Origin of the sequence: Paenibacillus montaniterrae, assembly GCF_018403185.1 — a bacterium.
GTDB lineage: Bacteria > Bacillota > Bacilli > Paenibacillales > Paenibacillaceae > Pristimantibacillus > Pristimantibacillus montaniterrae.
In genome coordinates this window covers 157,764-184,226 of sequence record NZ_BOSE01000007.1, presented here as the reverse complement: position 1 = coordinate 184,226, position 26,463 = coordinate 157,764, and the positions used below count along the sequence as shown (strand labels likewise).

At 45.2% G+C, this 26,463-nt stretch carries 23 protein-coding genes; 16 read left to right on the top strand and 7 right to left on the bottom strand.

Translation table 11 applies throughout. From position 1 onward, the window contains the following. Window positions 1-18 precede the first annotated feature (18 nt). The 3 genes from KJS52_RS18030 (at window position 19) to KJS52_RS18020 (ending at window position 4,410) form a co-directional block, all read left to right on the top strand. The gene (locus tag KJS52_RS18030; RefSeq protein ID WP_306433588.1) at window positions 19-1,536 is read left to right on the top strand and encodes a sugar ABC transporter ATP-binding protein; all 1,518 of its coding nucleotides are present in this window, start codon (window positions 19-21) and stop codon (window positions 1,534-1,536) included. Further along, complete coding sequence (locus KJS52_RS18025; protein ID WP_213517884.1) at window positions 1,536-2,519, top strand: ABC transporter permease; 984 nt, start codon at window positions 1,536-1,538, stop codon at window positions 2,517-2,519. Before KJS52_RS18030 ends, KJS52_RS18025 begins: the two co-directional genes overlap by 1 nt. A 358-nt stretch (window positions 2,520-2,877) precedes the next feature. Beyond that, window positions 2,878-4,410, top strand: coding sequence for a carboxylesterase/lipase family protein (locus KJS52_RS18020; protein ID WP_213517882.1), 1,533 nt, complete (start codon window positions 2,878-2,880; stop codon window positions 4,408-4,410). 1 nt (window position 4,411) lies between these two features. Here the strand turns inward: KJS52_RS18020 and KJS52_RS18015 are convergent, their stop codons facing one another. Continuing rightward, window positions 4,412-5,173 (bottom strand): helix-turn-helix domain-containing protein, encoded by a 762-nt coding sequence (locus KJS52_RS18015; protein ID WP_213517881.1) that lies wholly within the window; start codon window positions 5,171-5,173, stop codon window positions 4,412-4,414. 262 nt (window positions 5,174-5,435) lie between these two features. Beyond that, a complete protein-coding gene (gene hflX / locus KJS52_RS18010; protein WP_213517880.1) occupies window positions 5,436-6,722 on the bottom strand; it encodes a GTPase HflX in 1,287 nt (428 codons plus the stop codon). A 247-nt stretch (window positions 6,723-6,969) separates the two neighbouring features. Between hflX and KJS52_RS18005 the strand changes: the two genes are divergently transcribed. Then, the gene (locus KJS52_RS18005) at window positions 6,970-7,749 is read left to right on the top strand and encodes a Cof-type HAD-IIB family hydrolase (protein ID WP_213517878.1); all 780 of its coding nucleotides are present in this window, start codon (window positions 6,970-6,972) and stop codon (window positions 7,747-7,749) included. Between the two features lie 786 nt (window positions 7,750-8,535). Next, window positions 8,536-9,351 carry a protein-glutamine gamma-glutamyltransferase gene (locus KJS52_RS18000; protein WP_246563710.1) on the top strand — a complete coding sequence of 272 codons (816 nt, stop codon included), beginning with the start codon at window positions 8,536-8,538 and terminating at the stop codon, window positions 9,349-9,351. Window positions 9,352-9,484: 133 nt separating this feature from the next. Here KJS52_RS18000 and KJS52_RS17995 read toward each other — a convergent pair whose 3' ends face one another. Both KJS52_RS17995 and KJS52_RS17990 read right to left on the bottom strand, forming a co-directional pair. After that, window positions 9,485-9,922: a DUF4395 domain-containing protein gene (locus KJS52_RS17995; protein WP_213517877.1), complete on the bottom strand. Its 438-nt coding sequence runs from the start codon at window positions 9,920-9,922 to the stop codon at window positions 9,485-9,487. Between the two features lie 83 nt (window positions 9,923-10,005). Beyond that, window positions 10,006-10,695 (bottom strand): peptidylprolyl isomerase, encoded by a 690-nt coding sequence (locus KJS52_RS17990; protein ID WP_213517875.1) that lies wholly within the window; start codon window positions 10,693-10,695, stop codon window positions 10,006-10,008. Between the two features lie 156 nt (window positions 10,696-10,851). Here KJS52_RS17990 and KJS52_RS17985 point away from each other — a divergent pair, with 156 nt between their 5' ends. Continuing rightward, on the top strand, window positions 10,852-11,637 hold the full coding sequence (locus KJS52_RS17985) for a YheC/YheD family protein (RefSeq protein WP_213517874.1): 786 nt from the start codon (window positions 10,852-10,854) through the stop codon (window positions 11,635-11,637). Window positions 11,638-11,693: 56 nt separating this feature from the next. Here the strand turns inward: KJS52_RS17985 and ytxJ are convergent, their stop codons facing one another. Continuing rightward, complete coding sequence (gene ytxJ / locus KJS52_RS17980) at window positions 11,694-12,035, bottom strand: bacillithiol system redox-active protein YtxJ (protein ID WP_213518280.1); 342 nt, start codon at window positions 12,033-12,035, stop codon at window positions 11,694-11,696. Window positions 12,036-12,407: 372 nt separating this feature from the next. Between ytxJ and KJS52_RS17975 the strand changes: the two genes are divergently transcribed. Together KJS52_RS17975 and KJS52_RS17970 are read left to right on the top strand one after the other, a co-directional pair. After that, window positions 12,408-12,983, top strand: coding sequence for a TetR/AcrR family transcriptional regulator (locus tag KJS52_RS17975; RefSeq protein WP_213517868.1), 576 nt, complete (start codon window positions 12,408-12,410; stop codon window positions 12,981-12,983). Between the two features lie 68 nt (window positions 12,984-13,051). Next, window positions 13,052-15,079, top strand: a complete 2,028-nt coding sequence (locus KJS52_RS17970) for a YhgE/Pip domain-containing protein (RefSeq protein ID WP_213517866.1) — start codon at window positions 13,052-13,054, stop codon at window positions 15,077-15,079. A gap of 151 nt (window positions 15,080-15,230) precedes the next feature. On the opposite strand, the gene KJS52_RS17965 is transcribed toward KJS52_RS17970, so the two are convergent. Further along, window positions 15,231-15,581 (bottom strand): hypothetical protein, encoded by a 351-nt coding sequence (locus KJS52_RS17965; RefSeq protein ID WP_213517864.1) that lies wholly within the window; start codon window positions 15,579-15,581, stop codon window positions 15,231-15,233. A gap of 273 nt (window positions 15,582-15,854) precedes the next feature. Between KJS52_RS17965 and KJS52_RS17960 the strand changes: the two genes are divergently transcribed. The 8 genes from KJS52_RS17960 (at window position 15,855) to KJS52_RS17925 (ending at window position 24,631) form a co-directional block, all read left to right on the top strand. Next, on the top strand, window positions 15,855-16,961 hold the full coding sequence (locus tag KJS52_RS17960; protein ID WP_213517862.1) for an ABC transporter ATP-binding protein: 1,107 nt from the start codon (window positions 15,855-15,857) through the stop codon (window positions 16,959-16,961). 25 nt (window positions 16,962-16,986) lie between these two features. Continuing rightward, complete coding sequence (locus KJS52_RS17955) at window positions 16,987-17,802, top strand: ABC transporter permease (protein WP_213517861.1); 816 nt, start codon at window positions 16,987-16,989, stop codon at window positions 17,800-17,802. 16 nt (window positions 17,803-17,818) lie between these two features. Beyond that, window positions 17,819-18,592, top strand: coding sequence for an ABC transporter permease (locus KJS52_RS17950; protein ID WP_246563742.1), 774 nt, complete (start codon window positions 17,819-17,821; stop codon window positions 18,590-18,592). Beyond that, on the top strand, window positions 18,589-19,662 hold the full coding sequence (locus KJS52_RS17945) for an ABC transporter substrate-binding protein (protein ID WP_213517859.1): 1,074 nt from the start codon (window positions 18,589-18,591) through the stop codon (window positions 19,660-19,662). The genes KJS52_RS17950 and KJS52_RS17945 overlap by 4 nt, the downstream gene beginning before the upstream one ends. A gap of 1,228 nt (window positions 19,663-20,890) precedes the next feature. Next, window positions 20,891-22,150: a Glu/Leu/Phe/Val family dehydrogenase gene (locus KJS52_RS17940; RefSeq protein WP_213517857.1), complete on the top strand. Its 1,260-nt coding sequence runs from the start codon at window positions 20,891-20,893 to the stop codon at window positions 22,148-22,150. A gap of 38 nt (window positions 22,151-22,188) precedes the next feature. Beyond that, entirely contained in the window at window positions 22,189-23,166 is a 978-nt protein-coding gene (locus KJS52_RS17935) for a diaminopimelate dehydrogenase (RefSeq protein WP_213517855.1), read from the top strand. A gap of 498 nt (window positions 23,167-23,664) precedes the next feature. After that, window positions 23,665-24,345, top strand: a complete 681-nt coding sequence (deoC, locus tag KJS52_RS17930; protein WP_213517853.1) for a deoxyribose-phosphate aldolase — start codon at window positions 23,665-23,667, stop codon at window positions 24,343-24,345. A 91-nt stretch (window positions 24,346-24,436) separates the two neighbouring features. After that, window positions 24,437-24,631, top strand: a complete 195-nt coding sequence (locus KJS52_RS17925) for a hypothetical protein (protein ID WP_213517851.1) — start codon at window positions 24,437-24,439, stop codon at window positions 24,629-24,631. A 177-nt stretch (window positions 24,632-24,808) separates the two neighbouring features. Here the strand turns inward: KJS52_RS17925 and KJS52_RS17920 are convergent, their stop codons facing one another. After that, on the bottom strand, window positions 24,809-26,032 hold the full coding sequence (locus KJS52_RS17920; protein ID WP_213517849.1) for a peptidylprolyl isomerase: 1,224 nt from the start codon (window positions 26,030-26,032) through the stop codon (window positions 24,809-24,811). Between the last annotated feature and the right edge of the window lie 431 nt (window positions 26,033-26,463).

Below are 26,463 nucleotides of genomic sequence, written 5' to 3'. Positions count from 1 at the left end.
TGAGGTAGGTGGAAGCAGTTGAAAGCAAATGGGCAAGTGAAGCTGGAAATGAAAGAAATATCGATTGCCTTCCCTGGCGTTCAGGCATTGTCAGGCGTTAATTTTCAAATGCAATCTGGTACATCGCATGCGTTGATCGGCGCTAATGGAGCAGGCAAATCAACGCTGATGAAGGTGCTAGCAGGCGCATACGACCATTACACAGGCACGATTGAACTGGATGGCGAGCCATTGCAAATCCGCAAGCCGAAGGATGCGAAGGACAGCGGCATTCAAATCGTATACCAAGAGGTCGATATGCTGCTTGTGCCGAACTTGAGCGTAGCCGAAAATATTTTGCTGGAGCGGCTCGTTCATGATTCGAAGGACAAGACCTGGGTCAAATGGAGAAAGATACACCGGGATGCCGCGGCCATTATGCAGCAAATTGGCTTTACGCTGCCGACAGGCAAGCTTGTACAGGAGCTGACATTGGCGGAAAAGCAGCTCGTCCTGATTGCTCGAGCTATTTCGAAGGAATGCAAATTCCTCATTCTCGATGAGCCTACCGCGCCGCTTAGCGACAGCGAAACATCTCGCTTGTTTGCTTTAATCGAACGGCTGAAGAAGGAAGGAGTCGGCATTATTTTCATTTCTCATCGCTTGCCGGAGCTGTTTCAAATTTGCGATGATATTACCATTTTGCGTGATGGAAAGCTGGTCATTTCCGCACCGATTAATACGATGGATCAGCATCAGGTTACGCAGCATATGCTTGGCACGCAGCTTGGTGGGCAGTTTCCACAGCGCACACCGTCAATTGGCGAGCTGGCTTTTGAAGCAGAGCAAATTGCTGATGATGATAAGGTTCATGGCGTATCGTTAAAGGTTCATAAAGGCGAGATCGTAGGTATTGCCGGACTGGTTGGTGCGGGTAAAACGGAGCTGTGTCGCATTTTGTTCGGTGCGGCGCCAAAAAAACGCGGAAGTGTGCGCATGCATGGCAAAGCGCTGCAATATCGCACACCGCATGAAGCGGTAGCTGGCGGGCTTGCAATGATTCCTGAGGAGCGTCGTCGCGAAGGAATATTTGTAGATGAAATCGTAGGCGTTAATCTTACGGTAGCCAACCTTACGCCTCATACATCAATGAAGCTGTGGCTGAACAAGACCAAGGAACGGATTGCAGCGAACTCAATGATTGTCAAGCTTGGCATTAAAACGCCGAGCGAAAAAACGATGGTGGCCAATTTGTCCGGCGGCAATCAGCAAAAGATCGCTATAGGCAAATGGCTACTTGCGGATGCCGAGCTATATATTTTTGATGAGCCTACCAAAGGCGTTGATGTCGGGGCGAAGCGGGATATTTACAACCTGATTGCAGAGCTGGCCGCCCAAGGCAAAAGCGTTATTTTCGCATCAAGCGAAACGAATGAAATGATTGGAATTACGGATCGCATGTATGTAATGTATGACGGCAAGGTAGCGAAGGAGCTCGTTACGGATCAAACGAATGAGGAAGAAATTATGTTTTACAGTACAGGAGGTCAAGCATAATGACAGCGAAGGTAAGCAAGAAAGGAATCAATTGGTTTGATTTCTTGTATAAATACGGAACATTAATTACGATTGTCATCCTGATTGTATTTTTTGGCGTCGCGACTGACAATTTCTTAACCTCCAACAATATTACAAGCATTTTGCGTTCCATCTCGATTACAACGATTATTGCAATTGGATTAACGCTATCGTTAGCTGTCGGCGGCTTCGACTTGTCTGTAGGCTCAACAGCTTCACTGGCCAATGCGGTGGTCATCTCCATGTTTGTCTGGCATAGTCAAAATATGCTCGTCAGCATCCTTGTTGTACTTGTATTATGCGCATTAGTCGGTATTATTAACGGCTTTCTCGTCACCAGCTTCAAGATTCAGGATATGCTGATGACGCTCGCTACTATGTTTGTTATTCAAGGTGTGGCACAAACCTATACGCGAGGCGCGACCATTTCACAAAATATGATTATGCCAAGCGGCGATTATGCGCCGGGCTCGATTCCAGCTCTGTTTGGCCAATTAGGCAAGGCGCCATGGATTATTATTATTATGTTTGTTGCTGTAATCCTTGTGCACTTATTGTTAACTCATACGAAATACGGACGCTATATGTATATGATCGGCGGCAATTCAGAAGCAGCCAAGCTTTCCGGCATCCCTGTTCGCAAGTATCGCTTTATTGCCTATGTGCTGGCTGCCTTGTTTGCCGGCATTGGCGGTATGATCCTTGCGGCGCGCGTTATGACGGCGGAAGTAAATGCAGGCGCTCCATATTTGATGGATGCGGTAGCAGCGGCATTTATCGGCTTCTCGGTGCTGGGCTCCGGCAAGCCGAATGCATTCGGAACCTTTGTTGGCGCAGTATTAATCGGGATACTGTCCAACGGCCTCATTATGATGTCCGTTCCATACTTTGCGATGGACATTGTAAAGGGTGCAGTGCTCGCGCTGGCGCTAGGCATTACGTACTACAAGCGCAAGCATTGATTGTTTCAATTCTGTTGACGATTATTCACCATAGTCTGTTTGATGAATATTAAGAATAATTTTGAAAAAACATGACGTCGGTATGCTGCCGGCGTCATGTTTTTCTTATCTTCTTACTTCTTTTTAACCGAACCTTCCCTTAACATAACTCATCGCTGCATCCATCAAACGACAAATTATGATTCTTTGGTTATGTCCGCTTTTCATAATTGTGAGAATAAATCAATTAGTTATGTGGATTCATCATTGTTTTGCAGGTTAGAGTCTATTACTCTTTACTGTAAGAGATTATGAAAGCGTTTGCCAGCTGCCGTAGAAGAATCAAGTAAAACAGATGCTGGTATAGAAGGGAGATTGCATGCTAAGAGAAGTGAAGGTTGAGAATGGAATCGTAAGAGGTCTTCCAGCTGCCGATCCTCGTATTACAAGCTTTAAAGGGATCCCTTTTGCTGCGCCGCCTGTCGGGGAAAATCGTTGGCGAGCACCACAGCCTGCCAGTGACTGGGAGGGCGTGTTAAAGGCGTACGAGTTTGCTCCGATCTCGCTGCAGGTCAGACAGGAGCTGGACGACAACAACATCTATACACGTGAATGGGCAGTAGAGCCAGATATCGCAATGAGCGAGGATTGTCTTTATTTGAATGTTTGGACACCTGCCAAGCATTCAGATGAGAAGCTGCCTGTCTATGTCTGGTATTTTGGCGGAGGGCTTCAAGTAGGTCACCCATCGGAAATGGAGTTTGACGGGGAACGCATTGCTAGACGAGGCATTGTAGTTGTAACGATTAATTATCGATTAAATGTGTTCGGATTTTTATGCCATCCGGACATTACAGCTGAAGCTCCAGAAGCTCCAGCAAACTTTGGCAATCTGGACCAGCAATTCGCAACTAGATGGGTGAAGCGCAATATCTCAGCATTCGGCGGTGATCCTGACAACATTACAATCGGGGGGCAATCTGCAGGTGGCGCTAGTGTCATGAGTCAGCTGACCTCCCCCCAAAATGAAGGGTTATGCAAACAAGCTATCGTTCAAAGTGGCGTATTTAGACATGCTTACCCGGGAACCTTTATGCCAATGGTAAGAATGCAGTTGTCTGAAGCAGAAAAGAAGGGCGAAGCGTTCTTCGACTATTTAGGTGTATCCTCGCTAAAGGAAGCGCGTGAGCTGGACGCTGTTTACCTGCGTGACAAGGCTGTAGCTTACAATAGCTTCTGGGGAACCGTGGTAGATCAGAAGTTCAGTGTAGGTGATCCGTTTGAGCTGTTCATGCAAAACAAGCGTTTAAAGGTTCCTGTTATGCTAGGACACACATCAACAGAGTTTATTAACACACCTAATGTGAACAGTATGGAGGAATTGAAGCAAATGGCCCAAGATGTATTTGGGAGCGGCGCACAACTCTTCCTTGAGCTATGTGAAGCAGAAGCTAATTCATTAGAGCTGTCCAAGAAAAAGGCTGCGATTAGCAGTATTGAATACGCGATACGAATTATGGCCAAGGCCAACGAGGATACTGGAGCGAATACGCCTTTATACTACTATAATTTTGATGCGGACATACCAGGATGGGATAATCCCGGAACATTCCATAGCGTTGATCTTTGGTTTTTCTTTGAAACGCTAGCCAAATGCTGGCGCCCATTCACAGGCAAGCATTATGATTTAGCTCGTCACATGTGCAACTACTGGGCCAACTTCATCAGGAATGGCGATCCGAACGGGCCAGACAGCACTGGTCAGCATATGCCGACTTGGGAGCCTTATACGTCGGAAGCGCCATATGGCATGCTGTTTGCTGATCAAGCCGTATGTGTAAGGAAGCAGCCAAGCAGTGTCATGAAGCTTGCTGTTGACCAATATTTTTTGAATAAAGCATCCTCAAAATAAATTAATATTCGAGCTTTTGATATTGTCGCGGCGTTTTTTGCGTTACTTTTTTGAATTGTCGACAGAAATGCTCGACGTTTTGATAGCCGCATTGCTCGGCGATTTCAGCAATACTTTGCGAACTATGGCTTAAATATTCCTTTGCTAATTTTATTCGGCTGTTGATCACTTCTTCCATGCAGGATACGCCAAACGTTTTTTTGTACAAGTTTTGCAGATAGCCAGGACTAATCATGACTTGTTTTGCCATTTTTTCCACTGTCCATTGTTCGCCTGGATTGCTTTGTATCGCATTGCGAAGACGCAGCAGCTTGTAATGCTTGGATGTAATGTTATCATGAAAATGTGATTCCAGCAGCTTGTTAAACAGGATGCGAAGCAAGCTGCTGATAGAGGAGGCTTTGTATAGCTGCTCATAATTGTGTTCAATCACGAGTAATTTGAAAAGCTTATCTATGTAGTCTGGATCGTTCAAGGAGAAGGGAACACCGAGAGCAAGCGGTGATTCTGTAATATAAGGCTCATTTGTTTCAAAACGAATCCAATCATTAACGAATTGATTCGTGCAAGCCGAGTAATATACCTTTTGATGAGGACGATAGAGTACAGCACTATGTGCTGGATATTCTTTCAGCTTGCCATTAACCCAAAATCGTGCAGGTGTTTTGGTTATGACAAGAAGCCAATGATAGCCAATAGGAACATCAATAATGAAGCTGCTGTCATGCCTTCTGTCACTTTCGACATAGTGGATATGTGTCATCCCGTAGCCCTCCAAAATCTAATAGCTATATTGTACCATAGCAGTAGCCTGTTTCTGTAACAGATCGTACTGACTTCCATGCATTCGATTTCCTCAATGCCTCCAAACCATCTGCTTTATATTTTCTTATCGAACCCCTAACTGTCCCATTTAAATTTTACTGCTAAGGAAGCAGGACTTCTTTTTGACATTAGAAAAACTCCCCTTATTGAGCAGTAGAAGTTTTTTTCTACTGTCTACTATGAGGGGAGTTTGCTGCTTATCAGCTGAGTAGAGTTAGATCAACAAAGTGCTCCTTATAACGCTCAAAGTCGATTTGGCTGCATTCCATTTCCAGTCTTGTGCCATTTTCCTCATATTCGGTTTGAAATACTTGCGCATGCTCATTAAAGTAGGAAACGATTCTGCCTTGATCATAAGGGATGAGGACGCTGCATTTCATATAGTGGCTGAATATGCGCTGGCGAATGCATTGCAGAAGCTCCTCCAATCCAGCTCCCTCACGCACTGACATATACAGCGAGTTGCCTTGCATCACAGGATATGGATGCTCTGTCAGATCGCATTTGTTGTACACGTAAAGCATGTCAATGCCTGAGGTTCCAAGCGCCTCCAGCGTTTCATTGGTAACATCAATCAGCTTGTTATAGTCCTCATGTGAAAAATCAACGACATGAATGAGCAAATCTGCCTCTGTAACCTCTTCTAATGTGGAGCGGAATGCTTTAACGAGATGATGCGGCAACTGGCTGACAAAGCCGACCGTATCTGTCAGCAGAAAGCTTTTGTTGTCGGGCAGTTCAATATGTCTGACCGACGTTTCCAGCGTGGCAAACAGCATATCCTTGACGAACACTTCCTTCGTCGTTTCAGGGTCGGTATGGCGCAGCAGCGCGTTCATGAGGCTGGATTTGCCTGTATTCGTATAGCCTACGAGACAGACAACAGGAACCTCGTTCTTTTTACGCTTCATGCGCTGCGTTTGGCGCGTTGCTACCAGCTTCTCCAGCTCATGCTGCAGCATGGAGATCCGCTCCTCGATGCGACGTCTGTCAAGCTCCAGCTTTGTCTCCCCAGCACCTCTGTTACGCAGACCTGCTCCGCCGCCCTGCCGTCCAAGCGAAGCGCGCAAGCCGACTAATCGCGGCAGCATATACTGCAGCCGTGCTACCTCCACCTGCAGCTGAGCTTCGCGCGTTTGCGCGCGCTCGGCAAAAATATCGAGAATTAAAATGGTGCGGTCAATGATCTTGCAGTCAAGATCAGCCTCCAAATTGCGAATTTGCGATGGAGACAGCTCATCATTAAATATGATCGTTTCGACTTGATGAGCATTAGCCATCGCCCGCAGCTCGTCAATTTTGCCCGTGCCTATATAGTGGGATGGATTAATGCGTTGCGCTTTTTGAGTTAATGAATCAACGACTTTAATGTGACAGGCATCAGCTAATGCCGCAAGCTCAGCCATGCTATAGTCAAAATCAGACTGAGAGCGGTCATTCAGGTGCAAGCCAACGATAATTGCTTGTTCTAGTTCAAGTTCTTCCATAATATTACCTCCATCCGAATTGGCAACAGTGTAGCACATGAGAAACGCGCAATCAACTATTGATGCAGCATATATCTAAAGTATGGCGAATACTGCTTAACCTATGCTTGAGGACGTCAAATCGCATACGGAAGCTATAATTCATTATTAGCTTGAAAATATTGTCATTGCCTGACCCTATAGGGTCGGATATACTTTGGAAAGAACATGCAGCATCTTTAGATAGAGAGAATGGGAGAGAGTGAAAATGTCCTACAAAATCGCTTTTTTTGACATTGACGGTACACTTGTAAACGAGGATAAGATTGTCCCGCAGGATACGATTGAAGCAATTCGTGAAATTAAGCAGCTGGGAGTCGAACCTGTTATTGCGACTGGCCGCGCTCCTTATTTTTTAAATTCGCTGCTGGAGGAGGTTGGCATCGAATCCTATGTATGCCTGAACGGTGCATTGGCTGTATACAAGGGTGAGGTCATTTACCGCAATCCAATTGCTCCCTCAACAGTTGAAGCGTTCGTTTCACTGGCTCGCCAGCAAGGACATGCGCTTTGCTTTGAAGGGGAAAGCCGTTACGCTACTGATCAATTGGACAATGAACGAGTTATTCGCTCAATCCAATCATTAAAAATCCAGTTTCCCGAGCAGGAGCATGACTTCTGGAGCAAGGAACCGATTTATCAAATGTTTTTGCATGTCGTGGAGGGTGAGGATCAACCATATGAAACTTTCCATGATCGCCTGACCTTTATTCGCTGGCATGAGGATGCCTTGGATGTACTGCCTTTTGGCGGCTCGAAAGCAAAAGGAATCGAAGCGATGCTATCGAGACTTGGGATTGACAAATCAGAGGCGCTCGCCTTCGGCGACGGCTTGAACGATAAAGAAATGCTGCAATATATTGGCTTCGGTATTGCAATGGGCAATGCTCATCCGGACGTTATTCCTTACGCGGATTATGTGACGACTCATGTGGATGAGCAAGGAATCCGTAAAGGGCTAATTGCAGCAGGCCTTTTGGAGAGGTAGTTTAAAAAGTCGGGCTTTGATGACGATGCAACTTCTCTGTAGCGTAGTCGGCGGCGAATCTTGCACGCTAGCGAAAACTGCGGTGCTCACGTAGCTTTGGCCTACGCTGCGCTCCTCGTTTTCTACTAGCGAGCAAGCTTCTTGGTCCTGAAAGCCCGACTTTTTAAACCTCATTTAAAGGGTAGTTTAAAAAGTCGGGCTTTGATGACGATGCAACTTCTATGAAGCTTATTCGACGGCGAATATGTCACGCTACCGAGGGCTCCGGTGCTCACGTAGGTTTATCTACGCTGCGCTCCTCGCCCTCTAGTATCGTGCCATATTCTTGGACCTGAAAGCCCGACTTTTTAAACCTCATTTAAAGGGTAGTTTAAAAAGTCGAACTTTGATGACGATGCAACTTCTTTGAAGCTTATTCGACGGCGAAGATGGCACGCTACCGAAGGCTCCGGTGCTCACGTAGCTATTGGCCTACGCTGCGGCTCCTTGCCCTCTACTAGCGAGCAAGCTCTTGCTTCCTGGAAGCCCAGCAAGCAAACTACAGCGGAGGAGCAATGCATCCGTAAAACGAAGTGTGCCGCCTTTAACATCGTAATGCAACCTTAAAAATTAAAATAAGAGCATTACGATTTAAAAAGCGGCTGTAGGATGCATTGCTCCAGAGCGCTGAGGATGCTTTGCTCCGGAGCACACTCAATGGTGAATCTTTGCGAAACTTTAATCACCAATCCGCTAATGCGGGCGTACAATAACCTAACGATGCAATAGGCATAGGAGGTTATTGATGTGATCGTACTTAATACAGGCTCGCTGGATGAACTAAATATGGACAGTTTATCAGAGGTCGAGCGCAATATCGTTCGCTGGAAAATTGCCAGTCGAGTTCGATATGATTATTCCTCGTTGGACGCCTTGAGATTTGAGCTGAGAATGAGAAAGAATACAGTGGACGCTTGTTATGCAATGTTTCATAGCGGTGCGCAATTCGCAGTTTTTAGCCGCTCCAGGTGCAATCCGCGTTTTTGGATAAGAACCCGCAATGGCGGCTTCCTGCTGCGCAAGGATGTCAGACCTTCTGATGCGATCCGGGATATTTATAACAATGGACAGCTTTATGCGTTTGAATGCTCTGGCGCCATTATTATTTTATACTATCGTGCCGTGCTTGAAACGATTGGAGATGCCACCTTCAATTATTATTTCCAGGATTTATTTCTGAGAGATTGGCAGAAGGACTATGACCTGCGACTCGTTGCCAGCTATGATCTGAATGATGCCTATCCAGGTGATTGCTGCTATTTCCGCAATCCGGATCATCATCCGCGTCATCCGGAATGGCAAGGGGAAAATGCGATTATGCTTGATCGAGACTTGTTTTTCGGCCACGGGGTAGGTGTGCAAACGTCGGCTGGAATTATTGCCAACCTGAATCGTGCGCGCAGACCGTTTGCTCGTCGCTCGGCTTATATGGAAAATTTGATTGTACGTCCTGATTTTGAAATGCTGCGTGCGCTCATTATTCATGAACAGCGCATAGGTATTGAAAGTGGAGAGCTTGTGCTTGAGGATCAGGAGACGGAGCTGCTGTCGATGCTTGCGTAAGACGTAAGCGGCAGCGAGCATAAGAGTATAAGAGTATAAGAGCATAAGAGCATATCTACACTAAACGATAAAACGGGCAGGCAGCCAAAGCTTTAAGCAAAGCAATGGCAGCTTGCCCGTTTTTTTTGTTAAATTATCTTGCGGAGTTACGCAGTGCTTTATACTTTTTATACTGAAAATAAATTGTGCAGCCTATGCAATAGCCTAACAGTGCGGCTAACGCAGCAAGTCCCATCATGCCTGCAATAATATATGCAGCCGTTTTCCATTGCAGCGATATACAAATCAGCGACAAGGTAAGAAAGGTAAATCCAAGGCTTAAATTGAATTTAGCAAGCTCTTTTGCTTCTGTTTGCTTTGTGCCGTAAATGCTTTTGGCAAGCGGCTCCAGCAAGGTGACAAACACATTGGCGCCTGGGCCAAGCAGCAGCGTCATCACTTGAATGAGCCATAGCACTGCAATAAGCCATTGGATATCTAATACGATGGCAATAACTAGCGTAATGACGATCCCGATCTGATTGCTTCTCATCTTTGCAATCGGGATTTCCTGCTTTGCTTGCTCCTCCATCTTAATCCCTCCTTCATATTTATCCAGCATAATGCGAAATTCAACCAGCCGCTGTTGTGCCTTGCAGCTGTATGCATTAATACCTACTGCACGATTTTTTCAAGCTCCGGAACTTCGCTGTCGCGCAAATCAACCGTCACCTTGTTCATAACGAGCGGATCAAGAGGCATGTTGCCTTGACCCGTTTTTTGGGCAGCGATTTCGTCCACGACTTCCATTCCTTCTGTTACTTCGCCAAATGCAGCATAGTCGCCATCAAGATGAGGAGAATCGGCCTGCATAATGAAAAATTGCGAGCCTGCACTATCGTTTAGACCATCAACCCTAGCCATTGAGATTACGCCGCGTGCGTGCACGATTGGGTTGTCAAAGCCATTGGATGAGAATTCGCCCTTGATGGTATAGCCGGGCCCTCCTCCACCAGTGCCAAGCGGATCGCCGCCTTGAATCATAAAGCCAGGAATGACGCGATGAAAGATCACCCCGTCGTAATAGCCTTCCTGGGCAAGCGTTACGAAATTGCTCACCGTATTTGGCGCGATTTCAGGGTACAGCTCAATTTTAATAATGCCCCCATTGCTCATTTCAATTGTTACCTCTGGATGCTTGCTGGAATCGAGCAGCTCCAGACCTTCGTTGGAGTATACCGGCTCCTCCGTCTGATTTTGCGATCCTTGTTGTTCGCCTTGCTTACCGTTAGAAGGCTTTTCATTACCGCAGCCGCTAAGGATTAGCAAGAAGATTGCAAGAAGTGTGAGATGTTTTAAACGCATGTGTGTCATACTCCTTTTTTTGGTGCTTATTTTTTTGCTTTTATTATTTTATCACAAATAAGATTGCGATCACTAATTCAGATATATGTCCATTGCGAACCTTGTTCGAATTACATATGTTGTAGAAGATGGTTTCGAAAGGAGAGTGAAAATCCGATGAACCAGCCTCGCGTATCTATATCAGCAAGGAGAAGGCAGCGTCGATCCAATAAGATGCTTAAAACGTCTATTTTAACGGGCAACAGCTTTATTCGCGCACATATTCCGACGACACGCCTCATGACACAGGCTTCTTTGCTGCGAATGCTTAATCTATATGGTATGGTCTACATTAAGCCTAAGCATGGCTCGCTGGGAAGAGGAGTTATTCGGATAAGCAAGCAGGGAACGCACTATACAAGCCATGCTGGCTTCAGAAAAACAACCTATACAAGCTTCAGGGCGCTTTATGCAGCAATATTAAGACGCACGAAGAGAGAGAGCTATATTGTACAAAGAGGAATACGCTCATTGCGTTATGAAGGAAATGTGTACGATTTTCGCGTAGTCGTACAGCGTAGCCCGCGTGGAAATTTTGAGGTTACGGGAATTGCGGCACGCATTTCGCAAGACGGCAGAGTTGTCAGCAATGGCGGTGGAGGCGGCGCTGTGGGCGGGGTTAGTGATTTGCTTACTCCACATCAACGCAGAATTGCGATCCCCCGCATTACCAAGCTGAGCTTGGCTGTTATGCGCCAGGTTCGCAAGTATTGGCCGTCGCTTAATGAGATTGGCCTCGACATCGCATTGGATTATGATTTAAAGCCGTGGATTTTAGAATATAATACACGGCCAGATCACCGGATGTTCGTTCTATTAGACGAACGACAAATATTGGCGAGAATTGTGCATTACGGCGCAAGATATGGGCGGAGATATCGTCTTTCGCTGCATCGGCGTTAAAGCAAAGGGTCGTAGGGAAAGAGGGCAACCTCTCCTACGACCCTTTTTTAAGCTATTTAATCAAGTACAGCGGTAATATGAGCTTTCGTTACGGACCAATGTGAAGCACTCCAAACCTTCTGCTTGTTTTCCAGCAGCATAATTTGTGGAGACTCATGCTTGATCGCTGTATCTTCAGCAATTTGTAGTGAAATCGGACGAGATTCAATTACCTTAACAAGCAAATACTCTGCATCGCTGCGCGGCTTGTCGGACAAGTAATTGGTAAACTCCTGATAAGCATTGGCGCTTACCGGACAAGTTGTACTATGCTTGAACACAACAATTGGATGCTCCTTAGAGCGCTCAAAGGCCTGCTCCCATTGCTCTGCTGTAGTAATTTCTGTATAGTTCATCATAAACGCTCCTTTATAGTTGTAATGATTGGCTAGGGCGTGTCTGAAAACCCGCTCAGAGGCCCCTTTCACCGCCTTTTCGCCCCCTGCTTCGTTCCGTTTGCTTGACGTACGCCCGGTACGCCTTCACAAACGCGCCTTGCATGGAACAAAAATTCGGCAAAATTGGCTGTCCTCGGAGTTCTCAGACACGCCCTAGCATAATACTAAAAAAGTACTAACTTTATTATAGCGCTTTGTCGCTAAACATGCCATGCTGCAAAAATTTGACGATGAAAAAGTACTTGCAATGTCCATAAAAATGCGCTAGAATTCTGATATTGACCAAAATTAAAATTCGGTCACTTGGTCAGATTGGAGTTGGGAGGTGTTGGCATGAGCGTAGATCGTCGGGCACTCATCGTAGAAGCAGCAAACAAATCCTTTGCTTTGTTCGGCTACAAAGGAACGACGATGGATCAGGTAGCAAAAATAGCAAATGTAGGAAAAGGCACGATTTATACCTTTTTTACAAACAAGGAAGAGCTTTTTCAGGAAGTGCTCAATCAGCTGCTAAGCGAAATGAAATATGCGACGAATCAGGTGCTAAGCAAAAAGCTTGCTTTCTTTGATGCTTTATCTGAAGCGCTGAATATATTGCTTGAGTTCCGCAAGGAGCATGAGCTGGCCTTGAAGCTTACACAGGAAGTGCGGGAAATCGGCACGCCAATGGCAGTCGAGGCAACTCAGCAAATTGAAAGGCTCATTATTGAGCATATCGCGGGTAAAGTCGAGCAGGCTATTGAGCGCAAGGAAATCAAGCCGTGCGACCCAGAGCTCACTGCGTTTATCATTTTGCGTTTGTATATGGCGCTTGCGGTTGAGTGGAGTAAAAATCATCAAAGCTTGGACAAAAGCGAAGTTGCAAGGCAATTGCGTTTTTATTTAGAGAATGGCTTGGCACTCAAATAGAGCTGCCTTTCTTTTTGCTATAAAATGACCAAATGAGGAATTTAGTCAATTGGACAGGAGTGGGAATTATGTCAAGAAAAAATCAATTTGCTGCTGAATTTAGCAGTATTGTCCGCAATCCGAAAGTCATTATTCCAGTGATTGCGGTTATGCTCATACCATTGCTTTACTCTGCAATGTTTCTCGGAGCGTTCTGGGATCCTTATGCTAGATTGGAAAAGGTACCTGTTGCTGTCGTCAATGAGGATCAGGGGGCGCAGCTTGAAGGAGAGCAGGTGTCAATTGGAGCAGAATTTGTCGACAAGCTGAAGGAATCCGATGATTTCGCCTGGTCATTTGTGACCAAGGAAGAAGCGCTGGAAGGGCTTGAAGCCAATCGTTATTATATGATGCTGGAAATTCCGTCTCAGTTTTCTGAGCAGGCCGTGTCACTTGTAACGGATGCTCCCGAGCAGGCAGAGTTAATTTATACACCTAATGAATCCTTTAACTTTCTAGCCTCGCAAATTGGCAACACAGCGGTCAGTGAGCTTTCTGCCCGTTTGAATCAGCAAATTACAGAAACATATGTTACTTCGATTTACGACAAGCTAGGTGAAGCATTAGAGGGCCTTGAAGCTGCAAGCGATGGAGCAATGCAGCTTGCCAATGGCGCACAGGATGCAAGTAAAGGTGCCGAGGAGCTGGCTGCAGGTCAGCAAACATTGGGGGATGGCTTGCTGAAGGTGCAGACAGGTACAGAAAAGCTTAATACCGCAGGCAAGCAGCTTGCTAACGGTTTAACTGAATTAAACACCGGTGCTCAAACGCTGGCAAACGGCACAAGCCAATTGGATAAAGCGGGGCATAGCTTGCAGCAAGGTGCGCAGCAATTAAACAGCCAGTACCAATCCTTGCATCAAGGCTTGGTAAGCAGCAGCGAAGGAACTACCTCTTTGAAGCAGGGGGCTCTGCAGCTGCAGGCAGGATTATCCCAGCTTGCCTCCCAGCAGCAGGAGCTGGCAGCCACAGAATCGTTCAAGCAGCTGCAGGCTGCCAGCGATGCGCTTGTGCAAGGCTTGCTAGCCAAGGAAGAAGGTGAGGCTCAGCTAGTTGCGGGATCACAAGCCGTCGAGGCTGGCCTTGCACAGCTTGAGACAGGCTCAACTGAGCTAGTTGGCGCGCTAACCAGTGCAGACGGCGGAGCGAAGGAGCTAGCCGCAGGAGCTGCATCGGCAGCCGATGGTTCGAAGCAGCTAGCCGCAGGCATCAGTGAACTGAACAGCTCAACCGGACAGTTAATCGCCGGCAACAAGCAGCTTCAAGACGGCCAAGCTGAATTGATTGACGGCTTGGGCAAGCTGAAGGATGGAGCGAAAGAGCTGTCTGACAAGCTGGGCAATGCTAACGGCGAAGCGCTGAATTTAACACTAACTGAGCAAATGAAGCAGCAATTTGCCAAACCGGTTGCGGTAGAGAAAGAACCGTACAACGTAGTGCCGAATTACGGTACTGGCTTTGCTCCATACTTTATTTCGCTAGGACTTTATGTAGGCTGCATGCTGTTGACCATCGTTTACTCCATGCGCGAGCCGGCAATCAAGCCTGCCAGTGGAACTAGATGGTATCTCGGCAAAACGGCAACCGTGTTGCTAATCTCCGTTCTGCAGGCGCTAATACTAGGTGCAGCTATGCTAGTAATTTTAGATCTTGAAGTGATGCATATGGCAGCATTTTTCGGCTTCCTGATCATAACGAGCGTATCGTTTATGATGCTGATCCAGCTGCTCTGCGTGGCGCTCGACAATGTAGGGCGCTTCATCGCAATCGTATTGCTTATTTTGCAGCTTACAAGCTCAGCCGGCACATTCCCGCTTGAGCTCGTGCCAGGGTGGCTGCAAACCATTAACCCATTGCTGCCAATGACCTATTCAGTAAGCGGCTTGAAGCAAGCCATCTCCAGCAGCAGCATGAACCTTTATTGGGACAACGTATGGGTGCTGCTAGGCTTCGCAGTTGTATGCTCGGCATTAACCTTCCTGTACATGAACGGAAGCTACCGCCGCAAGCAGCAGCCTCAGCAAGCATCAAGCGAAGCAAAGCTGATTACGCAATAACAAGGAATAATGAAGTAAATGTATAAGCTCAAATGAAACCAAACAATGGAGCTCTAAGGTCGTTCACAAACACCTTAAGCTCCCTTGTTTTATTGGCATAAAAGACCAAACAGCATGTTGTAAAACGATTTTGAGCGATGCATGTCTATCTCTAATTCCTAATTTGACGACCAACGACAGATTCACTTAACACATCAACGAACACCCCAATAGGACCAACAAATTCATCCTTGCTCGTAAAAAACTGAACCTTATAAATACTTGCTTCAGAGGATAAACCATCTGCTTTAACATACCCAGGAACCTTGGAATTGGGAAGAAACATAACCGTTTCACCCTTCCACGGCAAAATCGACTTCCTTTCATCAGGAGAAAGACTTTCAAAGGCAACCCTTTTTGCAATTGCATATTCATTCAACCTACTCTCCCCAGCATCAGAGCAGCCAGCTAGCAGGACAGTCAGGAGAAAAACAGAGCAAAAAACAACATAAGACATTTTCACAACAAAAACCTCCCTCATTAGAAAATAACGAAAAAACAGTAAAAATGTTGCAAAAAGGGCGATGCCTTTCCTTGCTCCAGCTCCGTCCATGTCAGTCTATAACGACCCCATTCCGCAGGAATGTTCGAGTCAATAGGCTGATATGGGCGTAGCGCTGAATTGAATCGAAGCACATTTGCAATAATGATAAAGAAGAGGATTGTCGAATTTAAACACAATTTCCCGCTAATCATGTATAATCACCTTAATTGCATTGATAAAGGAGTAATGGGAATGGATCAAACGATTATCCGCTTTGAAGGGGTGTCCAAACGCTATAGTGATGCGGAGCCAGCGGTACTGAAAAATGTCAGCTTTGAAATAGAGCGCGGCAAGTTTTATACCCTGCTCGGTCCATCCGGCTGCGGCAAAACGACGATTTTGCGTCTCATTGCCGGATTTATCACACCTTCAGAGGGACAAATTTATTTTAATGGCAAGCTCATCAACAACACTCCTGCCAACGAAAGACAGGTCAACACTGTGTTTCAGGATTATGCGTTGTTCCCACATTTAAATGTGTTTGAGAATGTTGCGTTCGGCCTGCGCATCAAAAAGATGAAAGAAGCGACAGTGCGCGAGAAAGTGTCGGAAGCATTGAAATTTGTCAATCTGGGCGGCTACGAGAATCGCGAAATTAACGAGATGTCCGGTGGACAAAGGCAGCGGGTCGCAATAGCGCGTGCTATCGTCAACGAGCCCGAAATTTTGCTGCTGGATGAGCCGCTTTCTGCGCTTGATTTGAAGCTGCGTACAGAAATGCAGTACGAGCTGCGCGAGCTGCAGCGCCGACTTGGCATTACCTTTATATTTGTCACCCATGACCAAGAGGAAGCGCTGGCAATGTCTGACGAAATTTTTGTATTGAACGAAGGCGTTATCCAGCAATCGGGCACGCCAATCGACATATATGATGAACCTATTAATCGCTTCGTTGCTGATTTCATTGGGGAATCGAACATTATTAAAGGCAAAATGATTAAAGATTTTGAAGTGGAAATTTCCGGGCATGTCTTTGAATGCGTGGATAAAGGCTTGAACCCGAACGAAATTGTCGATATTGTCATTCGTCCAGAGGATATTGAAATGGTGAGCGCGGAGGCTGGCAGTTTGCAGGCTCGTGTCGATTCCCAGTTGTTCCGCGGCGTTCATTATGAAATTTGCTGCTATGACGACAATAATAACGAATGGCTTGTACATAGCACGCGCAGCGCTAAAGTTGGCGAACGGATCGGCTTAACCTTTGAGCCGGAAGCCATTCATGTTATGCGGCTGGGTGAGACTGAGGAAGAGTTCGACAAACGTTTGGAATCTTATGAAGAGGCTTCGACTGAAGGTTAGCGAGGCTGGAGCGGGGAGATGAAACATGGAAGCTAGAACGCGCACGATTTACTTAATCCCATATTTGGTTTGGATGGTGCTGTTTGTTGTCGCGCCAATCGTGCTTATCGTATACTATTCGTTTTTTAACGTAGAGGGACAATTTACATTTGCCAACTATGAGAAGTTTTTTACAGCTACATATATGAAAATGACGCTCAGTTCTTTTTGGTATGCGCTGCTCATTACGTTTTTCTCGCTGGCCGTTGCGTACCCAACCGCGTACCTGCTGACGAAAACGAAGCATAAAGCGCTGTGGCTGCTGCTTATCATTGTGCCAAGCTGGGTGAATTTGCTGTTAAAGGCATATGCATTTATCGGGATTTTTGGCACCTACGGCGTCGTAAACGCCTTGTTTGAAGCGATTGGCATCGGCAATCGGCAAATTTTATTTACGGATTTCAGCTTTGTTTTTGTATCGGTTTATATTTTTATTCCGTTTATGATTTTACCGATTTACAACGCGATAGAGAAGTTAAATCCGTCGCTCATTTACGCAGCAAGAGATTTGGGAGCATCATCATGGGTAACCTTCCGCAAGGTGATCTTTCCACTTACGCTGGACGGTGTAAAGGCTGGCTGCATCGCGGTCTTTATTCCATCGCTGTCGCTGTTTATGCTTACCCGACTAATCGCGGGCAATCGCGTAATTACGCTTGGAACAGCGATTGAGCAGCATTTTCTTGTAACTGAGGACTGGGGCATGGGTGCGACCATTGCTGTGTTCCTCATTATTATTATGGCTCTGGTCATGGTGCTGATGGGCTTAAGAAAGCGGGGGCTCGATCTTGTCAAACGGTAAATTCAAGCTCTCCAACCTGTATCTGATTTTCGTATTTATTGTACTGTACGCGCCAATTGTTTACTTGACGGTCTATTCCTTCAACAGCGGCGGAACGATGCAGGGCTTTGACGGTTTTACGCTTGAGCATTATGCAGAGGTGATGCAGGATACACGTTTGCTCATTATTGTGCTGAACACATTTATTATCGCGCTGCTGTCTGCGGCAATAGCTACAATTATTGGCGTGTTTGGCGCTATTTCGCTTCATTTCTTAAGAGTCAAGTCGAAGGCGACGCTGCTGACGCTTAACAATGTGCTGATCGTCAGCCCGGACGTTATTATTGGCGCGTCGTTCCTGATTTTGTTTACGATTATTGGCATACAGCTCGGCTTTACATCGGTGCTGCTGTCGCATATCGCGTTCAGCATTCCGATCGTAGTTGTTATGGTGCTGCCGAAGCTGCAGGAAATGAACATCAGCTTGTTCGATGCGGCGCGCGACCTTGGCGCAAGCTCCTGGCAGGTCATTTCCCGCGTTATTTTGCCATATATTAAGCCCGGCATTTATGCTGGATTTTTTATGGCGTTAACGTATTCACTGGACGATTTTGCGGTAACATTTTTCGTAACCGGCAATGGCTACTCGACATTAGCAGTAGAAATTTACTCTCGAGCACGCCAGGGCGTCTCGCTGTCAATCAATGCATTATCGACGCTGATCTTCCTGTTTACGATTGTACTCGTAATCGGCTACTACTATATTGAACGCCGCAACCAACGACCTGCAAATGGGGTGGTGAGCGAATGAAGCAGCTAATAAGAACCTTTTTACTTGTTTTTATCGCCAGCTTTGCTTTGATCTATCTTGTGAATACATTAAACAAAAGCGCAGGCTACGCAGGCGACAACACGCTTACGATTTATAACTGGGGCGATTATATCGATCCAGAGCTTATTACCCGTTTTGAAGAGGAGACGGGGATTAAGGTCATTTATCAAACCTTCGATTCCAATGAGGCAATGATGACCAAGATCAAGCAAGGCGGCACAACGTTTGATATTAGTGTTCCTTCTGAATATGCGATTGAAAAAATGAAGGAGGACAATTTGCTGCTGCCTATCGATCATAGCAAAATTCCAAATTTGCAATACATTGACGAGAGCTTTTTAGATCTTTCCTTCGATAAAGGAAATCAATACTCGATTCCGTATTTTTGGGGAACAGTCGGCATCGTATTTCATCCAGACCATGTTGGAGATCTAACGTTCAATAGCTGGAACGATCTTTGGGATGAGCAGCTGAAAAATAATATTTTGCTGCTTGACGGCGCTCGTGAAGTCATTGGCATGGGCTTAAACTCACTGGGCTACTCATTGAACGATACGAACGAGGAGCATTTGCAGCAGGCGGTTGACAAGCTGTCCACACTTACGCCAAATGTAAAAGCGATTGTTGGCGACGAGATCAAAATGCTGATGGCAGGCGAGGAAGCAGCAGCGGCTTTAGTATGGTCAGGCGACGCTGCTGAAATAATGTGGGAAAATGAAGCGCTTGACTATGTTGTGCCTGAAGAAGGCTCTAACCTGTGGTTCGACAATATGGTCATACCGGCGACTGCAAGGAACGTAGAAGGGGCGCATCAATTTATTAATTTTATGCTTGATCCGGAGATCGCGGCACAAAATACGGAATACGTAGGCTATTCAACGCCTAATGCAGCGGCTTTGGAGCTGCTGGATGAAGAAATTTCAGGAGACGAACGCTTCTACCCGGACGAGGAGCTTACCTCGCGCTTAGAGGTCTATGAGAACCTGGGACGCAGGATGTTGTCGCATTATAATGATTTGTTTCTAGAATTTAAAATGCACCGCAAGTAGAGGTAGTTTAAAAATTGGACTTTGATGACGATGTGATGCGTTGCAGCGTAGTCGGCGTCGAATCTTGAACGCTAGCGAAAACTGCGGTGCTCACGTAGCTTTGCCTACGCTGCGCTCCTCGTTTTCTACTAGCGTCCAAGCTTCTTGGTCCTGAAAGCCCAATTTTTAAACTTCTATTGGAAGTGGAAGTTCTAAAAGCTGGACTTTGATTTCGAAGTAACGCTTTGAGGTTAATTCGACGTCGTATATTGAGCGCTACCGAAAACTGCGGTGCTCACGTAGCTTTTTGCCGCGGCTAGCGCTCCTCGTTTTCTACTAGCGTCCAAGCTTCTTGGTTTTGCCCTTAAAAAAGCTCCAGCGGAGGAGCAAAGCATCCGGAAAACGAAGAGAGTCGCCTTTAACATCGTAATGCATCCCTTAAGAATTCAAATAAGAGAGCATTACGATTTAAAAAGCGACTGAAGGATGCATTGCTCCGCAGCGCTGAAAAAGGGCATTCAAAAAGCTCTGCTATGAAGAAGCTACAATTGCTTCGTAGCGTACTCAGCAGTAAAGAGGGCCCCAGCGGAGGAGCAAAGCATCCGGAAAACGAAGAGAGTCGCCTTTAACATCGTAATGCCACCTTAAAAATTCAAATAAGAGCATTACGATTTAAAAAGCGACTGAAGGATGCATTGCTCCGGAGCGCTGTAGAATAGTGCAAATTCAGTTTAAAACACTTGTCTGTGTAATGATGAAATTACGCGGATAAGTGTTTTTTATTACGGTTAAAATTTATTTTATGAGCTGTTTGCACTTTTTGCATACTGATATTTTAACTGTTATAAATGTGAACGAATTGTGAACTTTTTAATCTGAACATGAGATAAAACGATGCGATTTGTATGCGATAGAGGGATAGGTTTTGTCTGGATCAATATGTTTTTTGTGTAAACATCACATAATGAAGAAGGGAAATTAAAATAAACTGCCACGAAATTTGTGAAACTGCACAAAACAGATGAAGAATACGGAAATATAATCAATTATTTTCCTGTATGTAAAATAACCTATTCGCAAATATAATCATATCTAACTTAATAATGTTATATAAAATGACAATGTAAAATTCGAAAAAAAGTTTGCACTAAATGCACACAAAATTCTTCCCAAAATACAAAATTAGCAGTATGCTGTAAATAACGACACGATCAGGTGATCGAATTCTAAAGTGAAGGGCAGATTAAAAATGACGGTATCAGTTATTCAAGAAACTCTAAATCCTTATGAGATTGCACAACAACAGGTTGATGCAGCAGCAGCGCTATTAAACTTGCCAGAGCATATTACAAATGTGTTGAAGCGCCCAATGCGAGTGCTTACAGTCAACTTCCCGGTAAAAATGGATGACGGTTCTGTACGTGTGTTTGAAGGCTATCGTTCTCAGCACAACGATGCGATCGGTCCTACTAAAGGCGGAATTCGTTTCCATCCGGATGTAACTTTGGATGAAGTAAAAGCGTTGTCCATGTGGATGAGCTTTAAGTGCGGTGTAGTTGGTCTTCCTTATGGCGGTGGTAAAGGCGGAGTTATTTGTAACCCGCGTGAGCACAGCAAAGGCGAATTGGAAAGAATTAGCCGCGGCTTCATGGAAGCAATTGCTTCTTTCGTTGGTCCGCAAAAAGACATTCCTGCTCCAGACGTATACACTAACGCTCAAACAATGGGCTGGATGATGGATACGTACAGCAAGCTTGCTGGCGTAAACTCTCCAGGTGTAATTACTGGTAAACCGATTATTCTTGGCGGCTCTAAAGGTCGTAACGAAGCAACAGCTCAAGGCTGTGTATACACAATCCTTGCAGCGCTTGAGGATATGGGCAAAACTCCAGCTGAAGCTACTGTAGCGATTCAAGGCTTTGGTAACGCTGGACGCATTGCTGCTCGTTTGCTTGAAGAAGCTGGCTGCAAAGTTGTTGCAGTGTCTGACTCTAAAGGCGGCATTTATGATCCAAACGGATTAGATCTTGCGAAAGTTGGAGAGCTTAAAGACAATGCTTCCATTCTTGATTACGGCGAGCAATACCACATTAGCAACGAAAAATTGCTTGAGCTTGATGTAACAGTTCTTGTACCTGCAGCGCTTGAAAATGTGATCACTGCTGCAAACGCAAGTGCAATCAAAGCTGCAATCGTTGCTGAAGCAGCTAACGGCCCTACTACTCCTGAAGCTGATCGTGTACTAACGGAAAAAGGCATCGTAGTTATTCCTGACGTACTTGCTAACGCTGGTGGCGTTACTGTTTCTTACTTCGAATGGGTTCAAAATTTGATGAACTATTACTGGAGTGAGCAAGAAGTACTTGAAAAACTAGAAGTAAATATGATTAACTCATATAAGGCTGTCCGTGATCTTGCGAAAGAATACAATGTAAACCTTCGTAAGGCTGCGTACATGATTGCCATTAAACGCATCTCTGCTGCTATGGAAGCTAGAGGCTGGGTTTAAGATTTTAGAATACACAAGAGGAAAGGTGAGTTATCAGCATGACAAATCGGATTCGCGTTGGAATCGTAGGATACGGCAACTTAGGTCGTGGTGTTGAATTAGCCATCGCGCAAAATCCGGATATGCAGTTGGATGCAATTTTCACTCGCAGAGACCCTGCAACCATCTCTTCGAGCACAAAAGCATATTCGATTGAGGAAGCAGCAAATTTCGTAAATGATATTGATGTAATGATCTTGTGCGGTGGTTCTGCGACAGATTTGCCAGAGCAAGGCCCACAATTTGCAAAAATGTTTAACGTAGTCGACAGCTTTGATACGCATGCACGTATTCCTGAATATTTTGATGCAGTGAACGGTGCTGCAGTAGAAAGCGGCAAGCTGGCTGTCATTTCAACAGGCTGGGATCCAGGTTTGTTCTCGATGAACAGATTGTTGTTTGAATCGATTCTTCCTGAAGGCAATGGCTACACATTTTGGGGCAAAGGCGTAAGCCAAGGACACTCTGATGCGATTCGTCGCGTAGCGGGTGTTAAGCATGGCGTGCAGTATACAATTCCTGTAGAAACTGCTGTGCAAAAGGTTCGCAATGGCGAAAATCCAGAGTTTACGACTCGTGAAAAGCATTTGCGTGAATGCTATGTCGTAGCCGAGGAAGGCGCTGATCAAGCGAAAATTCGTGATGAAATCGTGTCGATGCCAAACTATTTTGCAGACTACGATACAGTTGTTCATTTCATCTCTGAAGAAGAGCTTAAGCAAAATCATTCCGCAATGCCACATGGTGGCCTTGTGCTTAGAAGCGGTAAAACAGGCACAGACTCTACGCAAATTATGGAGTTTGGCTTGAAGCTGGACAGCAACCCGGAGTTTACGTCCAGCGTTCTAGTTGCCTATGCGCGCGCTGCTTACAAGCTGTATAAGGAAGGTCAAGTAGGAGCGAAAACTGTTTTCGATATTCCGCTTGGATACCTGTCTCCTAAATCAGCTGCAGAATTACGCAAAGAATTGCTATAGGCAAAATCGTAATCGAAGCTACTCGAAAACGATCGGCAACCATTTAGTTTCTTCAAGCAGGTCATGATACGCAGGGTTATCATGACCATGCTTTTACAGTCGATTTGTGTTTTGTGTATAGAAATTTGCATTCCCAACGCAAAGATAACCTCCTTACCTAATCTAATATAGAAGTTAAACTACGAGGCGCCATATTCGCCGTCGACTAATCAGCGAAGCGACACAACGTCATCAAAGTTCTGCTTTTAGAACTTCCGCTTCAAATAAGTGTTCAAAAAGCAGGGCTTTCAGGACCAAGAAGATGGCGTGCTAGTAGAAAACGAGGAGCGCAGCGTAGGCAAAAGCTACGTGAGCACCGGAGTTTTCGCTAGCGCGCCATATTCGCCGTCGACTAACCAGCGAAGCATTGCATCGTCATCAAAGCCCTGCTTTTTGAACTTCCTCTCAAAGGTGATTAACTGTACAATAGTACTAAGAAACAAGAGAGGAAGAAAGTGCATGAATCGTAATGAATTAGCTGCAATGATAGACCACACTTTACTTAAGGCTGGGGCAACTGAGCAGGAAATCATTCAGCTTTGCGCTGAAGCGGCTCAGTACCAATTTGCAACAGTGTGCGTAAATCCTTGCTGGGTCAAGCTGGCTGCTGAACAGCTCAAGGATGCGGATCGGGTAGGCGTTACGACAGTCATTGGCTTTCCGTTAGGGGCTTCTTCCAGCGCGATAAAGGCGTTGGAGACGAAGCAAGCGATTCACGATGGAGCTACAGAGATCGACATGGTGCTCAATATCGGTTACTTAAAAAGTAGGTTTTTAAGTGCAGTCAAATCGGATATTGAAGCAGTCGTCGCTGCTGCTGCCAATCGAGCAATCGTTAAGGTCATACTGGAAACCTGCCTGCTGACTGACGAGGAGATTGTTGAAGCATGCAAGCTGGCTGTTGAAGCTGGCGCACATTATGTAAAAACATCTACTGGCTTTAGCAGTGGCGGAGCTACTGCCGAGCATATTCAATTAATGCGCCGTACGGTTGGTGAGCATATCGGCGTCAAAGCGTCCGGCGGAATTCGAGATTATGCAACTGCAATTGCTATGGTTGAAGCAGGCGCCAGCCGAATTGGAGCAAGCGCTGGCATAGCTATAGTAGACAAGGCAGAAGCAGCTGCAACAGATTATTAAAGCATGAACACTAGCAAATAAACAAACATCAAGATGCAGAACTGATTATTTGATCAGCTTTGCATCTTTTTTTATGAAGGAGGGATGAAGAATGGAAAGCTTTATATTTGTGGCGGTATATGGCATGCCGTTTGCAGCATTTATTTTTTTCATTAATATGATTCGGATTATAGACAAAATAAAACGAGGAGGAGACTATAAAGCGAATGAAATATGGGCAGGGCTGAGCTTTGCTTTAATCGTGTGGACGTTTGCGGTGAGCATTTTTCTAGCGAATGGAGGCTAGCCTTAGTTTGACAAAAACTTGCGCCGCATCACTATTTTTATTTCATTAAAAACACCCCTGAGCTGTCAAGCGATCGTTTCGATTGACATTTTCAGGGGTGTTTTGTGGAATACTAAAGGCATAGTAGCAACGCTTGTACCAAAATGAGCATGGCCTGCCTCTGTATACGTTCAAATGTTACTGCGCTGCGCCGTTAGTAGCAGCATCGTCGCCGGTAGCAGCATCATCACCAGTAGCAGCATCGTCGCCGGTAGCAGCATCGTCACCGGTAGCAGCATCGTCACCGGTAGCAGCATCGTCACCAGTGGCAGCATCGCCACCAGTTGCACCGTCTATAGGTGCTTCTTCCAGACCAGTGCCGCCTGTTGCTGGATCATTCGTTGCTGGAGTTTCCGCTTGAAGCTTGTTAGTAATTTTAGCTTTTGAACGAAGATCCTCTGTGTAAGTGCTGTTATCTGCATAAATTTTTTCATTAATTAGTTTAATTTTAATGGCATCCTTCACTGAGTCAAAATTAGCTTCAACTGCTTCTTTATAGTCGGTTTTTAGGATAAGGTGGTAGCCGAATTCACTTTCAACAATATCGCTAAGCTCGTTTACGTCCAGAGCAAATGCTGCTTTGGAGAATTCCTCAACCATATCAGCGTAGCTGAAGAAGCCTAGATCTCCACCGTTTGCAGCAGTAGCGTCTGTACCGTACTGAGCAGCTAGCTCAGCAAAATCTGCACCATTTTTAAGCTGTGCCAAAAGATCCTCTGCTAATTCTTTATCTGATACAAGAATATGGGAAGCGCGAACCTGCTCTTCAGAGCCACCTAAATTTGCTTTGTTTTCATCAAAATAGGTTTGAATTTCCTCATCTGTTACTTCCACAGTATCTTGCAGCAATAGTCGAATAAGTGTTGTAAGCTTCAGTTCTTTTTTCAAATCTTCCTCTGTCATGCCGTAGTAAGACAGGAAGCTTTGGAAGTTTTCTTCTGTTCCATAATCAATCTTCAATGCAGCGATTTCTGCAGAAATATCTGCATCTGTCATCGTAATGTTTTTAGCCTTTGCTTCTTGTCCAACAACTTCTTCTGTAATCATGCGGTCAAGAACATTTACAATACTGTCGCCATAATATTCTTGCAGTGTATTCAACAAATCATCTTTCGTAATATTTTTACTGTTTACTGTTGCAATCGTCTCAGACTTTCCTCCACCAATTGGGAAGATGATAACAAGCACAAGCGCGATTGCTAAAATAATGGAAGCGATCATCCAAAAAGGATTGCTTTTGGAAGGTTTGCTGCCTCCTGCCCCTTGATTGTAGTTACGTGGCGCATCGTTAACAACTGATGCGTTTTCCGCAACCTCGTTGTTTTTCGCAAACTCTTGAGATTGCGTTTCTTTATTGTCCATTCCTTTAGACTCCTCTCACAAAATAAAAGATATGCTAATACTATAACAAATTTTAGAATGAAATACATTAATCTAAGCTTAAAAATGTAATCGCTTATATTAATGTGCAGAAAACGGAAGAATGTTGTAGCTTTTCGAATTGGTGATATGGATCACAAATTAACAAAAAAAGTCAACATGGACAAGTAATAGTGTGATAAAATGATTGATGTAAATCACAGCTTTATATGTATGTAGTATGCTGATGTTCCCTCCTATGATTTGGCTCTGCTCCCAAAGAGCCCTAAACCTATGATTCTCCCAAAATTTAAACTCTTATTAAGTAAATCGTAAATTACAGTCTTTCAGATGGTAATGCAATTAGGTGCTAAAAAAAGTTTTTAGCACAGTAGTATTTAAATGAATAGAAAGAGGGAATGTAATTTGAAGCT

Bases quoted from the DNA above. Each gene is read 5' to 3' on its own strand.
- KJS52_RS18025 (WP_213517884.1), top strand. From the start codon at position 1,536: ATGACAGCGAAGGTAAGCAAGAAAGGAATCAATTGGTTTGATTTCTTG.
- KJS52_RS18020 (WP_213517882.1), top strand. From the start codon at position 2,878: ATGCTAAGAGAAGTGAAGGTTGAGAATGGAATCGTAAGAGGTCTTCCA.
- KJS52_RS18015 (WP_213517881.1), bottom strand. From the start codon at position 5,173: ATGACACATATCCACTATGTCGAAAGTGACAGAAGGCATGACAGCAGC.
- hflX (WP_213517880.1), bottom strand. From the start codon at position 6,722: ATGGAAGAACTTGAACTAGAACAAGCAATTATCGTTGGCTTGCACCTG.
- KJS52_RS18005 (WP_213517878.1), top strand. From the start codon at position 6,970: ATGTCCTACAAAATCGCTTTTTTTGACATTGACGGTACACTTGTAAAC.
- KJS52_RS17995 (WP_213517877.1), bottom strand. From the start codon at position 9,922: ATGGAGGAGCAAGCAAAGCAGGAAATCCCGATTGCAAAGATGAGAAGC.
- KJS52_RS17990 (WP_213517875.1), bottom strand. From the start codon at position 10,695: ATGCGTTTAAAACATCTCACACTTCTTGCAATCTTCTTGCTAATCCTT.
- KJS52_RS17985 (WP_213517874.1), top strand. From the start codon at position 10,852: ATGAACCAGCCTCGCGTATCTATATCAGCAAGGAGAAGGCAGCGTCGA.
- ytxJ (WP_213518280.1), bottom strand. From the start codon at position 12,035: ATGATGAACTATACAGAAATTACTACAGCAGAGCAATGGGAGCAGGCC.
- KJS52_RS17975 (WP_213517868.1), top strand. From the start codon at position 12,408: ATGAGCGTAGATCGTCGGGCACTCATCGTAGAAGCAGCAAACAAATCC.
- KJS52_RS17970 (WP_213517866.1), top strand. From the start codon at position 13,052: ATGTCAAGAAAAAATCAATTTGCTGCTGAATTTAGCAGTATTGTCCGC.
- KJS52_RS17960 (WP_213517862.1), top strand. From the start codon at position 15,855: ATGGATCAAACGATTATCCGCTTTGAAGGGGTGTCCAAACGCTATAGT.
- KJS52_RS17955 (WP_213517861.1), top strand. From the start codon at position 16,987: ATGGAAGCTAGAACGCGCACGATTTACTTAATCCCATATTTGGTTTGG.
- KJS52_RS17945 (WP_213517859.1), top strand. From the start codon at position 18,589: ATGAAGCAGCTAATAAGAACCTTTTTACTTGTTTTTATCGCCAGCTTT.
- KJS52_RS17940 (WP_213517857.1), top strand. From the start codon at position 20,891: ATGACGGTATCAGTTATTCAAGAAACTCTAAATCCTTATGAGATTGCA.
- KJS52_RS17935 (WP_213517855.1), top strand. From the start codon at position 22,189: ATGACAAATCGGATTCGCGTTGGAATCGTAGGATACGGCAACTTAGGT.
- deoC (WP_213517853.1), top strand. From the start codon at position 23,665: ATGAATCGTAATGAATTAGCTGCAATGATAGACCACACTTTACTTAAG.
- KJS52_RS17925 (WP_213517851.1), top strand. From the start codon at position 24,437: ATGGAAAGCTTTATATTTGTGGCGGTATATGGCATGCCGTTTGCAGCA.
- KJS52_RS17920 (WP_213517849.1), bottom strand. From the start codon at position 26,032: ATGGACAATAAAGAAACGCAATCTCAAGAGTTTGCGAAAAACAACGAG.